A 17,608-nucleotide genomic window follows, 5' to 3' on the forward strand; every position below is an offset into this window, starting at 1 on the left:
AATATCCTAGATGCCTTCGCCGCGCTCCATTCCGCGCCCGCCGGCTAGGCCGCCGACGAATTGGCGGATACGGGGATTGTCGAACGTATGGAATATTTCTTCGGGGGAGCCGTGATCGACGATGCGTCCGTTCTCGGTGAAGACGACGGTGTCGCTGATCTCCTCGGCGAAGCGCATTTCATGGGTCACCAGGATGCTGGTCATGCCGTCGCGGATGAGGTCGCGGATCACCCACAGCACTTCGCCGACAGTCTCGGGGTCGAGCGCCGAGGTCACTTCGTCGAACAGCACCAGTTCCGGCTTCATCGCCAGCGCGCGGGCAATCGCCACGCGCTGTTGCTGGCCGCCGGAAAGCTGGCCGGGATAGGCGCCTGCTTTTTCGGAGAGCCGCACCTTTTCAAGCAGTTCGCGCGCAAGTTTTTCTGCCTTGTCCCGCGCGACGCCGAGGATGCGGGTCGGGGCCAACACGATATTGTCCAGAACCGTCAGGTGAGGAAAAAGATTATATTGCTGAAAGACGATGCCGACGCGCTTGCGCAGCGCAATGCGCTCGCTTTCCGTGGCCAGCTGGTCGACGCGGGTGCCGCCGACCGTGATGCGGCCGCGCTGCGGCGTCACCAGTGCGTTGATGCAGCGCAGGATCGTCGACTTTCCCGAGCCGGATGGGCCGATGATGGAAACCGCATTGCCTCTGTTGACGGTCAGTTCGATGCCCCTCAGCACCTCGGTCTGACCGAAGGAAAGGTGCACGTCTTCCAGTCGCACGATCGTGTCGTCGCTTTTTGCGTTCATCGTCTCAAATCCTGGAGGCCGCGTTGAAGCGCCGCTCGAGGCGTCGGGTCAGGCGGGCGATCGGGTAGCAAAGCGTGAAAAAGGCGGCCATCACCACGATATAGGCGATGATCGTGAAATCGAGCCGGCGCACCGCCGTGCTGGCATCGGTTGCCGCATGTAAGAGTTCATGCACGCCGACCAGCGAGGCAAGCGACGTGCCCATGGTGATGGAGGCCAATATGTTCATCCATGGCGGCAGCGAGCGCCGCAGGCATTGCGGTAGAATGATCCAGCGCAGCGCTTGGCTGCGAGAAAAACCAAGCCCTTTTGCCGCTTCCCATTGCGTGGTCGGGATGGAAAGGATGGCGCCACGGGTGATTTCGGCCACATAGGCGCTGGCCGGTATGGCAAGCCCGATCACCGCCTTCAGCCAGTCGGGGAAGGGCAGGTAATTGCCGAACACGACGATCTCGAAGGGAAAGATGTAAGTCGTGGCGAAAATCAGCACGAGATGCGGGGCATTGCGGAAGGCCTGCACATAGGCGACGACCGGGTAGCGCACCGGCCTGTAGGGCACCAGTTGAAGAATGCCGAATATGATTCCGACCATTGTTCCGAGTGTCATCGCGCTGAGGCTGATGACGACGTTCATCAGGAAACCGGAGGCGAGATACGGGATCCACTCCGCCAGTTCGCGCCCCAGGGTGAGATCGGCCAGCGACCAAAGGAGAATGACGGCCGGGAGTGCTGCGAAGCCGATATTGCGCAGCAGGTGGCCGCTCTTGCGCGGCTCGGAAAGCGCCACCGTCGTCATAGGCCATATCCCGGAACGGCGAGCTTGCGTTCCACCCACAGGCCGACGCGGGCGATGACGAGATTGATGATGCTGAAGAACAGCAGGATGACGATCATCAACGACAACACATTGTCGCGCTGTGTCCACACCATGATCGAGGCATAGGTAATCTCGCTGACCGCGATCGCATTGCCCACCGTCGTCAGTTTCACCAGGTTGATGAGGTTGTTGATCATCGCCGGCAGCGACGCCCGGAACGCCAGGGGAATTTCGACGTAACGAAGGATCTGCAGCTTGCTGAAGCCGATGCCGCGCGCCGCTTCCACGGTCGAGGCCGGAACCGCTTCGATGCCGGCGCGGATCGCCTCGGCATGCAAGGCGGCAATGTGCAGCCCGACCACCGCCACCACCCAGAAGAACGGCGTCAACGGATTGTTCTGCGCGCCGCCGACAAGGTTCGACACGAAGGTATTGAGGACGAGGAAGCTGAACATCAGTTGCACCAGCGTCGGCGTGTTTCGGGTGATCTCCACGAAGGCGCGCACCGGCGCCGAGAGCCAGAGCCTGCCTGATGTCAGGCAGGCAGCAAACAGCAGTCCGGCAATCAGGCTGACCGGGATCAGTAAGGCGATCAGATAGAGCGTGGTTATGAAACCGTCACGCCATATCTCAGCCTCGTAGCCGGTTGCCAGAAACTCGTAATTCAGGCCGAGCCTGTTCGTCAGGTCGACAAACAGGCTGGTTATGCCGCTATTCCACATGTCGATCTACCAGTGCGCGCGCCGTCTTATTTGCTGGCTGACAGGGTGTTGCGCTCCTGCTCGAGATATTCGGTGTTGCTGAGCCTGTTCGCCTTGGCAAACTCCAGCAGCTTTCCGGAGGTATGAAGCTGCCGGATCGTCTTATCGAGTACCTCGGCCGTTTCCTTTTCGCCTTTTCGAACCCAGATGACGGAATCGGACGGGATCAGTTCCGTCGGGAAGAGAATGGCGTAGTCCTTCCAGTCCTCAGGGCGATCCTGCAGCAGCAGGCCAAGGGTTGCGCCGACATGCACCGCGACCACGCAATTGCCCCCCTGCAGCGCCAGCAGCGACTCCGGCTGGCTCGGCAGGCCTTTTACCTCGGCGCCGTATTTTTCGATCAGCGGCTGGGTGTAGTTCGACCCTTGCGAAACGCAGACCGGCTTTCCCTTGAGATCTGCCCAATCCTTCAGGCCGCTGTCCTTGCGTCCGACGGCGGCACCGCCGCTGCGGTCGTACGGCGTTGGCACCCAGTCGAGGATTTTGGCGCGATCTTCGGTGTATTGCATGTTGGCAATCAGAATATCGACCTTGCCCTGCTGGAGAAACTGCACCCGGTTCGGCGGCGTGACGGTGACGGTCTCGAGTTTGACGCCGAGATCGTCGGCCAGCGCTTTGGCGATATCGAGATTGTATCCCTTCTGCGTTTGCGACGTCGGATCGATATAGCCGAACGGCGCGCCGGACAGGATGACGCCGACGGTGAGGGTGCCGCGGGCTTTAATGCGATCAAGCGTGGCGTCCGCGAATGCCTGCGTTGCGGCCAGCAGCGAAATCGACACGGCGAAAAGCGCCTTTGGCAGAATTTTATGTGACATGTTTGAGCTCCATTACGAAACGAAGGAAGGAAAGACAGGGATGGAAAAGAGAGAGCCGGATGACATCGAAAAGGCCGGCGATGAGGTGGCCGCTTCCGGGATGATCTCGCTCATGCCTCGTCTCCGGATGCACTGAAACCGCCGGCATGAAGAAGAGCCGCGACCGCCTTTCGGCCAATCTCCGCCGCCCTCGCTTCCGGTCGCAGGACCGATGCGGCAAGCGCCCCTTCGTAGACAACAAGCAATTGCTCGCTGACCTCGTCGTGTGTCGGGCCTTGCTGGACAAGCCGCCCGAAGAGTTCGCGAAGAAAGACCTTATGCATGCGCGCCACGTCCTGGATCGCTGCCGAGCCGGGGTTTTCGGTCACCGCAATGAGGAAGGCGCAGCCCCGGAAGCTTTCGCTGCGTGTCTTGTCGGCCAGGCTGTCGAAGATCGCAAAAATGGCCGACGCACCGCTTTTGCCAGCGACCAGTTGCTCCAGCCGATCGCTGACCAAGGCATGGCGGTGACTGAGATAGGTGACGATGAGACCCTCTTTGCCGTCGAAATGACGGTAGAGAGTGGCGCGGGCGATTTTTAATTCCCGTACGATTTCGTCGATGCCGACCAGATAGGTGCCGCGCCGGTAGAAAAGGTCGCTGATCGCATCGATTATTCTTCCGCGGGTCGACAATTGGGCAGTTTTGAAAGGCATCGGTGACCGGTGAGAGAAGGAACGTTCTTTCTCGAAAAGATCACTATCACGATCGTTTTTATAGATTTTATTTTTTCAAATACCTGCGACCTTTGAAAAATCCTCCGCGCGAGACGCCGTTGATTGGCCTCTCGTCTAACGCGTGGTCACGAAATCGGCCGAGGCGACGAGATTGTTCGGCGCCTGCGTCTTCTTGAACTTCAGCGTCACCACCTTGTAGCCTTCGGCTTCGAGTTCCGAGAGCAGGGTCGGCAGCATCGTTGCCGTGCGTTTGTGGATGTCATGCATCAGGATGATGCCGCGGCCGCGCTTGTGCAGCAGGTCCATCGTCCGCTGCGTCACGGAGGCCGGCGTGATGGCGAAATAGTCCTTGCTGTCGATATCGACATCCATGACCACCAGATCCCGCATGGCGATGGCGGCACGCAGCCTGTGGCTTTCGGCAAGATAGGGGAAGCGGAAGAAGGAGACGTCGGTTCCCGTCGCCTTGGTCACCGCCAATTCGCCTTTGATCACCTCGGCCATCGCCGCGTCGAAATCAAGCGAAGTCAGATCGGCGTGGTCATAGGTGTGGCTGCCGATCGTGTTGCCGTCCTCGGCGACCTTGCGGGCCAGCGTCGGATGCATTTCGGCCATTTCGCCGACCATCATGAAGGCGCCCTTGACGCCGAACTGGTCGAGGATTGCCAGCACCTTGTCGGTCCGGCCGGGGATCGGGCCGTCGTCGAAGCTCAGGATCACTTCCTTGTCCTGCAGCTTGAGATCGCCGAGCGAGGAGACCTCCAGCGTCCGTCCGGCCAGATGGTGCCAGCCGGTCATGCGCGGCGGCGCATCGTCGCCGGCATAGGTGAGTTTCCGCTCCGCGGGCGCAATTACCGAGGAGGTCTTGATCGATGTATCCGGAGCCTGTTTGGTGGTGCTGCAGGCGGACAGGGTGGCCGTGAGGGCCATGCAGGACAGAATGAAAAAGCGATACATCGAAAGGGCTCAACAAATCGGTAACGAATGTTGAGACAACCTTTCGAATTATGGTTAACGATTGGTTGATGGTGGCCGGAATTGTGCCGATGCGCGGCACTTCGCCACGCTTTGGACGGAGCATGATGCCGAAAAGTGTCAGCGGTTTTCGGGCGACATCATGCTCTAAGGATGTGGCTATCCCGCCATGGCTTCTTCGTATTCGGCCGAAAGCATCAGCCAGTCTTCCTCGGCGGCAGCCAGCTTGGCCGCAGCCTCGCCGCGCTGCTTTGCTTTCTCGGCCGCCTTGGCGGGCGTCTTTTCGTAAAGGGCGGGATCTGCAAGTTCCGCGTCAAGCGCCTGAATCTGTTTCTCCAGCTTCGCCGTCAAGGATTCGATTTCGTTGATCTTTTTCTTGAGCGGCGTCAGCGAGGCGCGACGTTCGGCATTGAGCTTGCGCTGGTCGGCCTTCGACGTTGCATCCTCAGTCAGCTGCAGCTTTTCTTCTTTTTTTTTACCGGATGTGACGATCAGGTCGCGGTATTCGTCCATGTCGCCTTCGAAGGTCGTCACCGTTCCGCCATTGACCAGCCACAGCCGGTCGACCGTCGCCTCGATCAGATGGCGATCATGCGAGATCAGAATGACGGCGCCTTCGTAATCGTTCAGCGCCTCGATCAGCGCCCGGCGGCTGTCGATATCGAGATGGTTCGTCGGTTCGTCGAGGATCAGCAGGTTGGGCGCATTGAAGGCGGCGAGCCCCATCAGCAGCCGGGCTTTTTCACCGCCGGAAAGATCCTTGGCGGCGGTCGCCATCTTCTCTGTGGCAAGCCCCATCTGGGCGACGCGGGCGCGCACCTTGGGCTCCGGCGCGCCGGGCATCAGCCGGCGCACATGCTCGACCGGCGATTGCTCGGGAATGAGGTCGTCGAGCTGATGCTGGGCGAAGAAACCGATCTTCAGGCTCGGCGCCAGCTTCACTTCGCCGCTTTCCGGCGCAAGCCGGCCGGAGATGAATTTGGCGAAGGTCGATTTGCCGTTGCCGTTCGAGCCGAGCAGGGCGATGCGGTCGTCATTGTCGATGCGCAGGTTGAGGTTCTTCAGGATCGGATTGCCGGGCTCGTAGCCGACGGCGCCGCTCTGGATCGCAACGATCGGCGAGGCCGGCTGCTTTTCCGGCTCGGGAAAGGTGATCGGCTGTACGTGGTCCTCGATGACAGCGGCAACCGTTCCCATGCGCTCGAGCGCCTTGACGCGCGATTGCGCCTGCCGGGCCTTGGAAGCCTTGGCCTTGAACCGGTCGATGAAGCCCTGCAGATGTTTGCGCGCCGCATCGTTCTTGGCCTTGGCCTTGGTCTGCAGCTCGTCGGCTTCCGCTTTCTGCCGCTCGAACTGGTCGTAGCCGCCGCGATAGAAGGTCAGCTTCTTCTGGTCGAGATGGACGATTGCGTTGACTGCGTTGTTCAGGAGGTCGCGGTCGTGGCTGATGATGATGACGGTGTGCGGATAGCGGCGGACATAGTCTTCCAGCCACAACGTGCCTTCGAGGTCGAGATAGTTTGTGGGTTCGTCGAGCAGCAGCAGGTCCGGCTCGGAAAACAGCACGGCGGCAAGCGCCACGCGCATGCGCCAGCCGCCTGAGAAGGAAGAGGCGGGGCGGGCTTGCGCCGCCTGGTCGAAGCCGAGGCCGGCAAGAATGCTCGCGGCGCGCGCCTCGGCCGAATGCGCGTCGATATCGACAAGGCGCATCTGGATTTCGGCGATGCGGTGCGGATCGGTCGCCGTTTCCGCCTCGGCCACGAGGGCCGCGCGTTCCTTGTCGGCTGAAAGCACGATCTCGATCAGGGATTGCTCGGTCGCCGGTGCTTCCTGCGCCACCTGGCCGATGCGCGCCGCCTTGGGGATCGACACCGATCCGGTCTCCGAGCCGAGGTCGCCGGTAATGACGCGAAACAGCGTGGACTTGCCGGCGCCGTTGCGCCCGACCAGCCCCGCCTTCGTGCCCGAAGGCAGCGAAATGCTGGCATTGTCGAGAAGCAGGCGCCCGGCAATGCGGGCGGAAATATCGGTGAGCGTGATCATGGCCGGCGTTTTGGCTGAAAGCGCCCGCCAAGGCAAGAGCACTTATCCCTACGCCAAGCTTGCTTGTGCGCTGACAAGCTTGCTTGTCCCACGGCAAGCTTGCTTGTCCCACGGCAAGCTTGCTTGTCCGTCCGGCGGCGCGCTGTCCGCGCCTTCAGTGGCCGAAAGCCTGCACCGGCTGGCGGGGGTTCGTCTGCGCGGCGAGAAGCGCCACGCGGGCATTGGCCTGCAACTGTCCGGGCGTTGCCGCGTCCGTGCTGAGTGCGACGCCGACCGAGATGGTCAGCCTGCCGCGATCGGCCCTGTCGGAGGTCGCGAAGACCAGATTGTCATCGACGGAAGCACGAAGGCGCTCGGCGATCGTCATCGCATCCTGCATGCCGACATTGGCAAACAGGAAAGCGAATTCGTCCGCCTCGGTGCGGGCGACGAAGTCGTTCTTCTTGACCGATTTGCGGAAGAGGGCTGCGAGCTTCTTCAAGAGCTTGTTGCCGGCCTGGGTGTCGTATCTGTCGTTGAGATCGGTGAAATTGTCGATGTCGACCATAACAAGCGCGCTGCCGGCGAAACCTTCTTCGCGCTCATAGAGATCGGCGATCTCGCGGTGCAGCGCGATGCGGTTCGGAAGTCCGGTGATCCGGTCGGCGACGGCGGCCGACTGCATCGCCGAAATGCCGCGCTCCAGCGTTTCCAGCCTCTTGATGTCGTCCTGCAGCTTAGCCGCGATCTCCGTTTCCGCCGACAGCACCGTGGCCAGCGAGGCGGAGAGATAATCGACCTCGCCGAGGAAGGCGGCAAGGCTCTGGTTGTCGTTGCCGGAAACCGATTTCAGGATCGTACCGCAGGCGCGCGCAAAGGCGTCTTTGTGCCGCAGCCCCTCGGCAAGCCTCTTCGCCACCTCGCGCAGCATCCGGCTCGCCTCGTTGCGCGACGTCTCGCCGGCCAGACCGCAATGGCCGACAAGGCGGTATTTCAATCCGAGTTCGTCGAGCATCGCCTGTTGCGGCTGCGGCCCGAGTGCTGCGATATCCTGGGCAAGACCGGCATTGAGCCCGATGATCGCCTCATGAAAGAGTTCGTAGTTGCGCGGCAGCGCCGCAACGTTCAGCCGCGCCAGGTGCTGGGCGATCCTCTGAATGTCGGCCATAGGCGTCGGGTGCGCCGCCTCGCGCGGCACCAAAGTGTTTGCGCTTGCATTCTGCATGACAATCCCTCGCAGCCCGGCTTTTCCCTTCATTCCGCTATGCCTGCAAGGCTTTAAAAGAGGTTGAATTTTGGGGCGGAAAGCCCTGGATTCGCGGCGAAACCGGCAAAGGCGGTTAATGCGGTCTTGATGACGCAGGCTGCCTCACATCCACTCGCGGCCCTCGCTGCGCAGGAAATAGATGAGATCGAGGCTGAGGCTCGGCTTGCCGAGCGCCGTCAGCGTCATGTGGCACTGGCCGCGATGATGGGTCTGGTGGTTGAAGAGATGCGCAAGCGCCGGCTGCAATGGCTGGGTGATTTCGATCGGCTGCGTCACCGGCACATAGGTGAAGTCGGCGGCAAGGCTTGCCTCGTCAAGCATGCCCGTCCAGGCAATGATCCGCTCGTCCTCCGCGCTGCGTGCCACGGCAAGCGCATCCAGTTCTTCATAGAGAACGGCATCCAGTGTCGCCGGCGCCTCGCCGGTGCCGGTGAAGCGCTTCATCCATATCCGGTCGGCGACGAGCAGATGATTGAGCGTGCGGTGCAGTGACCCGAAAAAGGCGCCGCGGTCGCTGCGGAATTCGGCGTCGCTGAGCTCGGCCGCCGCAGCGTAGATCTGGGCGTTGGCCCAGCGGTTATAGGCGGCAAACATCCTGTAATGTCGGAGCATTCGGTCCCCCTGTCGTGATTGCGGCAGTCTAGCCAGTTTCCCGAGAAATCCGAGTGATGGGGCCATGAAATTTCCTGATTTGATCGCAGCCGTTTTCTGTCGTGGAATGCGCAGCGCTTCGATCTCGAAAGGACTGCCATGACCAGAGCCCTCTATTCCCTGTGCGGCGCCGACAAGCAGCACCTCTTCTCGCCCCATTGCTGGAAGGCGGTGATGGCGCTGGCGCATAAGGGGCTCGCTTTCGAGGAGATTCCGACGACCTACGCCCGCATCGGCGAAATCGGCGGCGGTGTCTCGCCGACTCTGCCCGTGCTCGACGACAACGGCCGGCTGATCCCCGACAGTTTCGCCATCGCCCTCTATCTGGAAGAGGCCTATCCCGAGCGGCCGTCGCTGTTTGGCGGCGAGGGCGGCAAGGCGCTGTCGCGCCTGGTCGAGGGCTATTCGCAGATGATCATCCATCCGGCGATCACCCGCATTGCCCTTCTCGACATCCATGCGATCCTCGACGAAGGGGACAAGGCCTATTTCCGCCAAAGCCGGGAAGCTCGTCTCGGCAAATCGTTTGACGCCGTTGCTGCCGACAGCGAGGCGGAGAAGGTCGCCTTCGGCGCCAAGCTGGAGCCGCTCCGGCACATGCTGAAATTTCAGCCCTTCATCGGCGGGCAGACACCGCTCTTTGCCGATTATATCGTCTTCGGCGCGCTGCAATGGCTGCGCGTCTGCACCGGTCTCGCCATGCTGGCAGCCGACGATCCCGTCCTGGCCTGGTTCGAACGCTGCCTCGATCTCCATGAAAGCCGCGGCCGGACTATGACAGCGGCGTGAAATTGCTGCGGTGGCTGTGTTTAATTGACGTTCAGGTGCCGCCACATCATCAACGCGGATCTGGGAGTTAGCGTAGCGGGCTAGGTTTTCCGAAGACACGGCCTACCAACGATACGATCGCGTTTGCTGCCGAAGCGAAAATGGAAGGCTTTCGAACGATGGGCGGCAGGCCCATTTCCAAGCGCTGCCGAGGCGTGAGCGATACGGTATCGACGAGGGTCCACGCATCGCCGGTGGCAACATCTATCAATCCGAGATCTGCTGCCGCTTTGACGACGTCATCATCTGCAAGACCGATACCAGTAACACGGCCTCCTTCTGCAGCAATAGCAGTCAGAAGCTTATCGATTTCCTGCGAATACGACACTTTTCGCCCCCCAAGCACCTCGCAACCCCAGCGCACCGAGTAACAGCTTGTGAAATGCTCGTAAATCGCAGGTAACGTTGGTCATGGAAAGAGACCAAAAATGGTCAGCCAGGTTAAACCTTGCTTCACACTGTCCTAGAGGCCATTAGTTGTATCCAGCAACCTAAGAAGAAAATGATTTCGACAGCGGGTCTTTCAGCGAATGCCTGGCTGGAATATGAGGTTATCTGAGGCTGCATTCGCTTTTAGCGGAAGTTCGGCACCGCCCTTACATAACCCTCAGGGCGCGGCAGTTTCTGTTGCCATTCGATCTTGCGCGAAGTGTCATTCGAATTTGCGCGCTACAGCTACAAGATGTCTCGATCGTCGCCAAACCCGCGCCGGACTGTGACAGCGGCGTGAAATTGCCGCCGACCCCTTGTTTTCGGGCGTTGGGGCGGGTAAAGACCGCCCACTTTTCCCGAGAAAACAGAGGATTTGACTATGGCGATTGAACGCACCTTCTCGATGATCAAGCCGGATGCAACCAAGCGCAACCTGACGGGCGCCATCACCAAGATGCTCGAAGATGCCGGCCTGCGCGTCGTCGCCTCCAAGCGCGTCTGGATGAGCCGCCGCGAAGCCGAAGGCTTCTACGCCGTTCACAAGGATCGTCCCTTCTTCGGCGAACTCGTCGAAGGCATGACCTCCGGCCCGACCGTCGTTCAGGTTCTGGAAGGCGAAGGCGCCATCCTCAAGAACCGCGAAATCATGGGCGCGACCAACCCGGCAAACGCCGACGAAGGCACGATCCGCAAGGTTCACGCCCTGTCGATCGGCGAAAACTCCGTTCACGGTTCGGATGCTCCTGAGACGGCTGCCCAGGAAATCAAGTACTGGTTCTCCGATACCGAAGTCGTCGGCTGAGGCCACGCTTCGGCATTGGCTCGCAATGCCTTGAATTGACTCTCGAAAGCCGGGGCCTCGCCCCGGCTTTTTCTATGCCTGACATCTATGCCGGGCACTTGTCGGTGTTCGAGAAATCGACGCTGCCGTCAGGCTTGAAGACCTCAGGATTCTTGTCGTAAAGCGCGCCGACGACGAGCGGCTTGCTCGGCAGCACGGTCTGATCGAGGTCGGAGCGGAATTCGGTCTTCAATTCCTGCAGCACCTTGCCGTCCTTGTCGACCAGCCGGACACTGACGGAATAGGGCCGGTCCTTGCGCACGCAGTGCAGGTTTTCGCTCTGCAGCGCGATCTTGTTGTCGATCGGATAGATCTTCTGGTTCAGCACCAGCGGCGCGCCGCCTTGAGGATTTTCGAATTCGGCGATGATGAGAGAACCGTCGGGAATGGGACCGGTCTTCTTCAGCGTCAGCAGATAGGTGGCGCTCGCCACCCGATAGTTGAAGACGAAGAGATGGCCGGTGACCTCGACCAGGTTTTCAGCCTGGCGCTGGCAGGCTGACAGCAGCAGGCCGATTGTTGCTGCCGTCAGGATCAGATGTTTCCTCATGGAATTTCCTCCTTCTTGCGGCGGTAGTGCCGGTTCGCCTTGGCGCGGTTGCCGCAGACCGCCATGTCGCACCAGGCGCGGCTTCTGTTCTTGCTGCGGTCGATGAACAGCCAGCCGCAATTGCTGCAGATCTTCATCCGCTCCGGATCCGGCATGGCGATCAGCCGCAGCACCGAATGGGCGGTCGCAGCGGCCAAGCTGCTGGGGCCTGCCTCGCGCAGCACCTTCGCCAGCGCGTCCAGCAGTCCGGCCAGCAATTGGTCGTCGCCGCCATCCAGTATACGCTGGCGGAAATAGCGGTCGATTGCTTCCCGCAGCGCGATGAAATCCGTTTCGTTTTCCGCCGCCACCGGCGCGATATCGCCGAAGAGAGCCCGTTCGGCGCAGAATTCGGCAGCGGCGCGCGGAAAGTCCCGCATCTGGTCCCTGACCGCGAAGCGGTCGATCCGCCGCGTTGCATCGTCGCGCAGGACGACGCTGTTGGCGACATCGAGCGCCAGTGCGCCGCCGGCAAAGCGGTGAGGGGTCCAGGAAAAGCTCATGATGAAATTATAACTGGTGAAATGGGTTTTACCAGTTATAATTTTGCTGAAGCGGAGTGCATGGAATGGCCTACCTTCTGCAGCAACTGGCGAATGCGGTTCCGCTTGCGGCCCTTTATGCCGCTCTCGCCTTCGGCTATGCCGTCGCCTTCGGGGTGATGAAGCGGGCCGACATCACCTATGGAGCGATCTTCGCCTTCTCCGGCCAGATCCTGCTGCTCTTCACCGAGCTTGCCTTCAACCGCTTCTGGCTGGTGCTGCCGGCGGCCCTTGCCGTCGGCGCCGGCGCTGCGATCGTCTATTCGCTGGCAGCGGGCCTGTGGATCGGCCGCTCGATCATGCTGCCGCTGGTCAGCAAATCGCCGAATACGGTGATCGTCGCAGCCCTCGGTATCATGATCGTGCTGATGGAAACTGCCCGGCTTGCCGCCGATACCCGCGCCATCTGGCTGCCGCCGTTCCTGAACGGCGCGGTCGTCTTCTGGAGCGACGGCCCGTTCAAGGTGACGCTGACTTATATCCAACTGATCGACACGGCGCTGATGGCAGCCATCGTCGCTATGGGCACGCTGATCCTCAGGCGCACGGCCTGGGGCCGCATCTGGCGCGCCGTCACCGACGATCCGCTGGCCGCCGAACTCTGCGGCACCAGCGCCGACCGCGTTTTTCTCGTCGCTTATGCGGCAGCCGCCCTCGTCGCCACAATCTGCGGCATCCTCGCCACCTTCTATTACGGCTCGATGGATTTTGGCGCCGGCCTGATGTTCGGGCTGAAAGTGCTGCTGATATCAGCCGTCGGCGGCTATTCCGACCCGCTGCGCTCAGCCGGCGGTGCTGCCGGGCTCGCCGTGGTCGAAACCCTCTGGGGCGCCTATGGCCCCTTCGTCTGGCGCGATCTCGTCATCTTCTCGCTGCTCGTCCTATTGCTGGTCATGAGCCGCAGGGAGCGCGTGGTTCTTTAGACGTAGCCAGTCATTTCCACTTGTCGCGCGCCGCATCGTCGGCGTCTTTCGCCGAGACCCAGTCGCCGGCGGCGCCATCCGTACCGTGCTCCTTCTTCCAGAAGGGGGCCGCGGTTTTCAGGAAATCCATGACGAAATTGGCGCCGTCGAACGCCGCCTGCCGGTGCGGCGCGGCCGCGACGACGAGCACGATATTCTCGCCGACGGCGAGCTTGCCGTAACGATGGATGGCGGTCAGCCCTAGCAGCCCGAAACGTGTAATGGCGAGTTCGCCGATCCGGGTCATCTCGGCTTCGGCCATGCCGGGGTAATGTTCGAGTTCGAGCGCTGCGAGCGTGCCGCCGTCATCGCGGCAGAGGCCGGAGAAGGTGACGATGGCGCCGACGCCGGGTTTGCCCTTGGAGAGGCGGTCGACCTCGGTCTGCAGGTCGAAGTCTTCACGCTGGACGCGGATGGTGGGGGGGAGGGTCAATGCAACCTCCCCCTTCTCCCCAGCGGGGAGAAGATGTCCGAAGGACAGATGAGGGGGGTGAGCGGCAAAAGCCGCGAACGCACTGAGCGCAAGCGAAGGGCAGCCTTGTTCCCGGCGGCCCCCTCATCCGCCCTTCGGGCACCTTCTCCCCGAGGGGAGAAGGGGGAGCATGCCGCGCCCGACCTCATCTCGCTCACCCCCCCGTCATCGGCGGAAAAATCCCAATCTCCCGCGCGCCCGAAATCGGCTCGTCATGCTCGACATGCTCCATGTCGAGCGCCACCCTGATTACCTCGGGATATTGAAGTGCGGCCTCATATTCTTCGCCCAGCGTCTTCAAATGATTCAGAAGATCCGCAACGGTGACGACGGAGGAGGGAAGGTCGATCTCCTCCTCACCCTTGCCGATGCGTTCGCGCACCCATGCGAAATAGACAAGCCGCGTCATTCTTCATCGTCCACGATATGTTTCAGCCCGGCGCGGAAATAATCATAGCCGGTATAGATGGTCAGCAGTGCGGCGATCCACAGCAGCGCGATGCCGGTCTGCGTCGTATAGGGGAAAATCTCGTCGCCGGCGGGTCCCGCGAGCAGGAAGGCGATGGCAACGAGCTGCAGCGTCGTCTTCCACTTGGCGATCCGCGTCACCGGCACGCTGACCTTCAGCGCCGCCAGATATTCGCGCAGGCCGGACACCAGGATCTCGCGGCAGAGAATGGTGATCGCTGCCCAGATCGACCAGCCGGCGATGGTCTGGTCGGCTGCGACCAGAAGCAGGATCGAGGCGACCAGCAGCTTGTCGGCGATCGGATCGAGCATGCGGCCGATATTCGACGTCTGGTTCCAGATGCGCGCGAGATAGCCGTCGAGGAAATCGGTGATCGAGGCGATGACGAAGATCCACAGCGCCACCCAGCGCGCCGTGTTGCTGATCGAAAGCCTGCCTTCGATGAAGAAGCAGAGAACGATCAGCGGCACGGCCAGGATGCGGCCGTAGGTCAGAAGGTTGGGGATGCTGTACGCACGCGATGCCATGGGATCGTTTCTCTGAATGGATGCACCGCTACAGCGCCGCGCGTCTTTTCAGGACGCTGTAACACTTTGAACCGACGCATCGTACTTTCCTGATAATCGAGTCCGATTTTCGGGCCGATGCGGTAGATGACGGCTTTGACCGCGGACCGTCAACATTCTTTCTGTCTTTTCACTGCCTTTGCGTGGAATTTGCGACGGACGCCGGTTATTTCGCGGCGTCGTCGTGGAAATGGTTGTAGACCTGCCTGGCGACGGCTTCGGAGATGCCTTCCACCGCCATCAGGTCGGAGAGGGCGGCGCGCGAAACCGCTTTCGCCGTGCCGAAATGCTGAAGCAGCGCACGCTTGCGCGACGGGCCGATGCCGCCGATCTCGTCGAGCGGGTTCTTGACCATTTCCTTCTTGCGCCGGGCCCGGTGCGAGCCGATGGCGAAACGATGCGCCTCGTCGCGCATGCGCTGGACGAAATAGAGCACCGGATCGCGCGGCGGCAGGGTGAAACTCTCGCGTCCCGGCGGGAAGAAGCGCTCGCGCCCGGCATCGCGGTCGACGCCTTTGGCGATGCCGATCGCCGTCACGCTGTCGGTGATGCCGAGCTCGGTCAGGATGGCGCGCACCGCGGTCATCTGCCCCTGGCCGCCGTCGATGAGGATCACATCCGGCCAGGCCGGGAACGGCATGTCGGCGGCGTCGGCAGCGCCCGCCTGCGCCGTCCGGTCGGGAATGCCTTCCTCCTTGATCAGCCGCGAGAAGCGCCGCGTCATCACCTCCTTCATCATGCCGAAGTCGTCGCCGGGCGTGATGTCGGTCGATTTGATGTTGAACTTGCGGTACTGGTTCTTGACGAAACCTTCCGGCCCCGCGACCACCATGCCGCCGACGGCATTGGTGCCCATGATATGGGAGTTGTCGTAGATCTCGATGCGCTGCGGCGCGTAGGCAAGCCCGAACGTGTCCTTGAAACCTTCGAGCAGCCGCGACTGCGACGCGGTTTCGGCAAGCTTGCGCCCATGCGCCTCGCGGGCATTGCCGACGACATGGTCGACCAGATCGCGCTTCTCGCCGCGCTGCGGCACCAGGATCGAAACCTTGTGGCCGGCTTTTTCGCCGAGGGCTGCTGCGAGCAGTTCCATTTCCTCGATCGTTTCCGACAGCATGATCTGCTTCGGCACCGGCTTGTCGTCGTAGAATTGCGCGAGGAAGGCATTCAGCACTTCGGCGCCGGAAAGCTGCGGATCGGCCTTGGGGAAATAGGCGCGGTTGCCCCAGTTCTGGCCGGTGCGGAAGAAGAACACCTGAATGCAGGAGACGCCGCCTTCATGATGGATGGCGAAAACGTCAGCCTCCTCGACGCCGGCCGGATTGATGCCCTGATGGCTCTGCACATGCGAAAGTGCCGCCAGGCGGTCGCGATAGATCGCCGCCCGCTCGAAGTCGAGATCCTCGGCCGCCTGGTTCATCGCCTCGGCCATATGCGACTTCACCTTCTGGCTCTTGCCGGAGAGGAAGTCCTTCGCCTCCTGCACCAGTTCGCTGTATCCCCCGTCGCTGACCTCGTGGGTGCACGGCCCGGAACAGCGCTTGATCTGGTAGAGCAGACAGGGTCGCGTGCGCGTTTCGAAGACGCTGTCGGTGCAGGTGCGGATCAAGAAGGCGCGCTGCAGCGAATTGATCGTGCGCCCGACCGCGCCGGCCGAAGCGAAGGGTCCGAAATAATCGCCCTTTCTGGCCCGCGCGCCGCGATGCTTGAAAATGGCCGGCGCCCGGTGATCCCCGGTGATGAGAATATAGGGAAAGGACTTGTCGTCGCGCAGCAGCACGTTAAAGCGCGGCCGCAAGCGCTTGATCAGATTCGCTTCCAGCAGCAGCGCTTCGGTTTCCGTGCGCGTCGTCACGAATTCCATGTTCGCCGTCTGGCGCACCATCTGGGCGATGCGGTTGGAATGCACCCGGCCGACGGCGTAATTGCCGACACGTTTCTTCAGGCTCCGCGCCTTGCCGACATAGAGCACGTCGCCTTCGGCATTGAACATGCGGTAGACGCCGGGGCTGTTCGGCAGCCGCTTGACGAATTCACCGATCAGTTCGGCGCCGATGAGTCCGGTCTCGTTGAGGCTGCCGGCGTTCCAGTCGACCGCAGCCGCAAGCGGCGCAGCGGCGGAAACGTCGCCTTCCACCTCGATCTCGTCTTCGCTCTCATCCGTATCGTCGTAGAGAACGCCGCCATCCGGCAGCTTTCGTCCGTTCATTCCGTAATCTCCGCCACATCGGGCGTCTGCCAGGCGAGGTGCTGGCCGCCGTCGAGGGCAATCATCTGGCCGGTGATCGAGGGCGTGTCGAAGAGAAAGCGAATCGTCTGTCCGAACTCGCCGAATCCCGGCCCCGCTTTCATGATAAGCCCGTCGATCTGAGCCTGGAAGTCCTCTTCCGATTGCCGCGCGCTGCGCACCGTCGGACCGGGGCCGATGGCGTTGACGCGCAGCTTCGGCGCAAAGCTCTGCGCCATCGTCTGTGTCGCCGTCCAGAGTGCGGCCTTCGACAGCGTATAGGAATAGAAGCCGGGATTGAGCGCCCAGACCCGCTGGTCGATGATGTTGACGATCAGCCCGGTCGCATCATCGGGCAGTTGTTCGGCAAAGGCTGCGGCAAGGATCGACGGCGCCCGCACATGGATGTCGAAATGCTGCGACCATGCCTGTGCATCGAAACTGCGGGCCGAATCCTGGTGAAAAATAGAGGCGTTGTTGACGAGCAGGTCGATCGGCCCGAGAGCTTCCGACGCTCTTTTCACGAGCTCGCCGGTTGCGCCGATATTGGTAAGGTCGGCCTTGAGCGCGATCGCCCGAAATCCCTTCTGCCGCAATTCCGCCGCCAACTCTTCGGCTTCACGGAGGGAGCCGTTCGCGTGAATCGCAACGGAAAAGCCATTTGCAGCAAGGTCTTCGGCGATTGCCCGGCCTATTCTTTTAGCAGCCCCTGTTACAAGGGCCGAGCGAAGTCTTTTGTGGTTCAAAATCCTGCCTTCTAATCCCGCGAGTCTGTCTGCCGACTATATAGGGGCGGGCGGAGATTATATAAATAGGCCATTGCGGTTGCATCCAAGGTCGGGATATTCTATGTATTATTTA

The 17,608-nt window shown here is 61.4% G+C and carries 20 protein-coding genes; 3 read left to right on the forward strand and 17 right to left on the reverse strand.

The features are described from left to right. Positions 1-6: 6 nt before the first annotated feature. From BBJ66_RS23515 to BBJ66_RS23555, 9 genes are all read right to left on the reverse strand, one after another. Positions 7-792, reverse strand: coding sequence for an amino acid ABC transporter ATP-binding protein (locus tag BBJ66_RS23515; RefSeq protein ID WP_049733939.1), 786 nt, complete (start codon positions 790-792; stop codon positions 7-9). A 4-nt stretch (positions 793-796) separates the two neighbouring features. Beyond that, positions 797-1,588, reverse strand: coding sequence for an amino acid ABC transporter permease (locus BBJ66_RS23520; RefSeq protein WP_049733940.1), 792 nt, complete (start codon positions 1,586-1,588; stop codon positions 797-799). Next, positions 1,585-2,331 carry an amino acid ABC transporter permease gene (locus tag BBJ66_RS23525; protein ID WP_049733941.1) on the reverse strand — a complete coding sequence of 249 codons (747 nt, stop codon included), beginning with the start codon at positions 2,329-2,331 and terminating at the stop codon, positions 1,585-1,587. Before BBJ66_RS23525 ends, BBJ66_RS23520 begins: the two co-directional genes overlap by 4 nt. Before the next feature lie 26 nt (positions 2,332-2,357). Next, entirely contained in the window at positions 2,358-3,188 is an 831-nt protein-coding gene (locus BBJ66_RS23530; protein ID WP_071090222.1) for a transporter substrate-binding domain-containing protein, read from the reverse strand. A gap of 110 nt (positions 3,189-3,298) precedes the next feature. Further along, on the reverse strand, positions 3,299-3,883 hold the full coding sequence (locus BBJ66_RS23535; RefSeq protein WP_071090225.1) for a TetR/AcrR family transcriptional regulator: 585 nt from the start codon (positions 3,881-3,883) through the stop codon (positions 3,299-3,301). A gap of 135 nt (positions 3,884-4,018) precedes the next feature. Then, positions 4,019-4,861 carry a polysaccharide deacetylase family protein gene (locus BBJ66_RS23540; protein WP_071090228.1) on the reverse strand — a complete coding sequence of 281 codons (843 nt, stop codon included), beginning with the start codon at positions 4,859-4,861 and terminating at the stop codon, positions 4,019-4,021. 177 nt (positions 4,862-5,038) lie between these two features. Beyond that, positions 5,039-6,922, reverse strand: a complete 1,884-nt coding sequence (locus BBJ66_RS23545; RefSeq protein ID WP_071090581.1) for an ABC-F family ATP-binding cassette domain-containing protein — start codon at positions 6,920-6,922, stop codon at positions 5,039-5,041. A 154-nt stretch (positions 6,923-7,076) separates the two neighbouring features. Beyond that, complete coding sequence (locus tag BBJ66_RS23550; protein ID WP_071090231.1) at positions 7,077-8,126, reverse strand: GGDEF domain-containing protein; 1,050 nt, start codon at positions 8,124-8,126, stop codon at positions 7,077-7,079. Between the two features lie 144 nt (positions 8,127-8,270). Continuing rightward, on the reverse strand, positions 8,271-8,780 hold the full coding sequence (locus BBJ66_RS23555; protein ID WP_049733946.1) for a DinB family protein: 510 nt from the start codon (positions 8,778-8,780) through the stop codon (positions 8,271-8,273). A gap of 138 nt (positions 8,781-8,918) precedes the next feature. Here BBJ66_RS23555 and BBJ66_RS23560 point away from each other — a divergent pair, with 138 nt between their 5' ends. Further along, positions 8,919-9,608, forward strand: coding sequence for a glutathione S-transferase family protein (locus tag BBJ66_RS23560; RefSeq protein ID WP_049733947.1), 690 nt, complete (start codon positions 8,919-8,921; stop codon positions 9,606-9,608). Positions 9,609-9,675: 67 nt separating this feature from the next. Here BBJ66_RS23560 and BBJ66_RS34630 read toward each other — a convergent pair whose 3' ends face one another. Next, positions 9,676-9,975, reverse strand: coding sequence for a hypothetical protein (locus BBJ66_RS34630; RefSeq protein WP_128146108.1), 300 nt, complete (start codon positions 9,973-9,975; stop codon positions 9,676-9,678). A 483-nt stretch (positions 9,976-10,458) separates the two neighbouring features. Between BBJ66_RS34630 and ndk the strand changes: the two genes are divergently transcribed. Continuing rightward, positions 10,459-10,881 (forward strand): nucleoside-diphosphate kinase, encoded by a 423-nt coding sequence (gene ndk / locus BBJ66_RS23565; RefSeq protein ID WP_003574140.1) that lies wholly within the window; start codon positions 10,459-10,461, stop codon positions 10,879-10,881. 85 nt (positions 10,882-10,966) lie between these two features. On the opposite strand, the gene BBJ66_RS23570 is transcribed toward ndk, so the two are convergent. Continuing rightward, positions 10,967-11,470: a hypothetical protein gene (locus BBJ66_RS23570; protein WP_049733948.1), complete on the reverse strand. Its 504-nt coding sequence runs from the start codon at positions 11,468-11,470 to the stop codon at positions 10,967-10,969. After that, entirely contained in the window at positions 11,467-12,012 is a 546-nt protein-coding gene (locus BBJ66_RS23575) for a CGNR zinc finger domain-containing protein (RefSeq protein ID WP_071090234.1), read from the reverse strand. Before BBJ66_RS23575 ends, BBJ66_RS23570 begins: the two co-directional genes overlap by 4 nt. Before the next feature lie 65 nt (positions 12,013-12,077). Between BBJ66_RS23575 and BBJ66_RS23580 the strand changes: the two genes are divergently transcribed. Continuing rightward, complete coding sequence (locus tag BBJ66_RS23580) at positions 12,078-12,974, forward strand: branched-chain amino acid ABC transporter permease (RefSeq protein WP_071090237.1); 897 nt, start codon at positions 12,078-12,080, stop codon at positions 12,972-12,974. Positions 12,975-12,984: 10 nt separating this feature from the next. On the opposite strand, the gene BBJ66_RS23585 is transcribed toward BBJ66_RS23580, so the two are convergent. The 5 genes from BBJ66_RS23585 to BBJ66_RS23605 all read right to left on the reverse strand — a co-directional run bounded on the left by BBJ66_RS23585 (position 12,985) and on the right by BBJ66_RS23605 (position 17,493). Further along, positions 12,985-13,446 (reverse strand): molybdenum cofactor biosynthesis protein MoaE, encoded by a 462-nt coding sequence (locus tag BBJ66_RS23585; protein WP_071090240.1) that lies wholly within the window; start codon positions 13,444-13,446, stop codon positions 12,985-12,987. 193 nt (positions 13,447-13,639) lie between these two features. After that, positions 13,640-13,894 carry a molybdopterin converting factor subunit 1 gene (gene moaD / locus BBJ66_RS23590; RefSeq protein WP_009992132.1) on the reverse strand — a complete coding sequence of 85 codons (255 nt, stop codon included), beginning with the start codon at positions 13,892-13,894 and terminating at the stop codon, positions 13,640-13,642. Further along, a complete protein-coding gene (pgsA, locus tag BBJ66_RS23595; protein ID WP_003587473.1) occupies positions 13,891-14,481 on the reverse strand; it encodes a CDP-diacylglycerol--glycerol-3-phosphate 3-phosphatidyltransferase in 591 nt (196 codons plus the stop codon). The genes moaD and pgsA overlap by 4 nt, the downstream gene beginning before the upstream one ends. 205 nt (positions 14,482-14,686) lie before the next feature. Then, positions 14,687-16,729 (reverse strand): excinuclease ABC subunit UvrC, encoded by a 2,043-nt coding sequence (uvrC, locus tag BBJ66_RS23600; protein WP_071090244.1) that lies wholly within the window; start codon positions 16,727-16,729, stop codon positions 14,687-14,689. Continuing rightward, positions 16,726-17,493 (reverse strand): SDR family oxidoreductase, encoded by a 768-nt coding sequence (locus tag BBJ66_RS23605; protein WP_071090247.1) that lies wholly within the window; start codon positions 17,491-17,493, stop codon positions 16,726-16,728. Before BBJ66_RS23605 ends, uvrC begins: the two co-directional genes overlap by 4 nt. Positions 17,494-17,608: the final 115 nt, after the last annotated feature.

It is taken from the genome of Rhizobium sp. RSm-3 (assembly GCF_001854685.1).
In the GTDB taxonomy this organism is placed as follows: Bacteria; Pseudomonadota; Alphaproteobacteria; order Rhizobiales; family Rhizobiaceae; genus Rhizobium; species Rhizobium ecuadorense.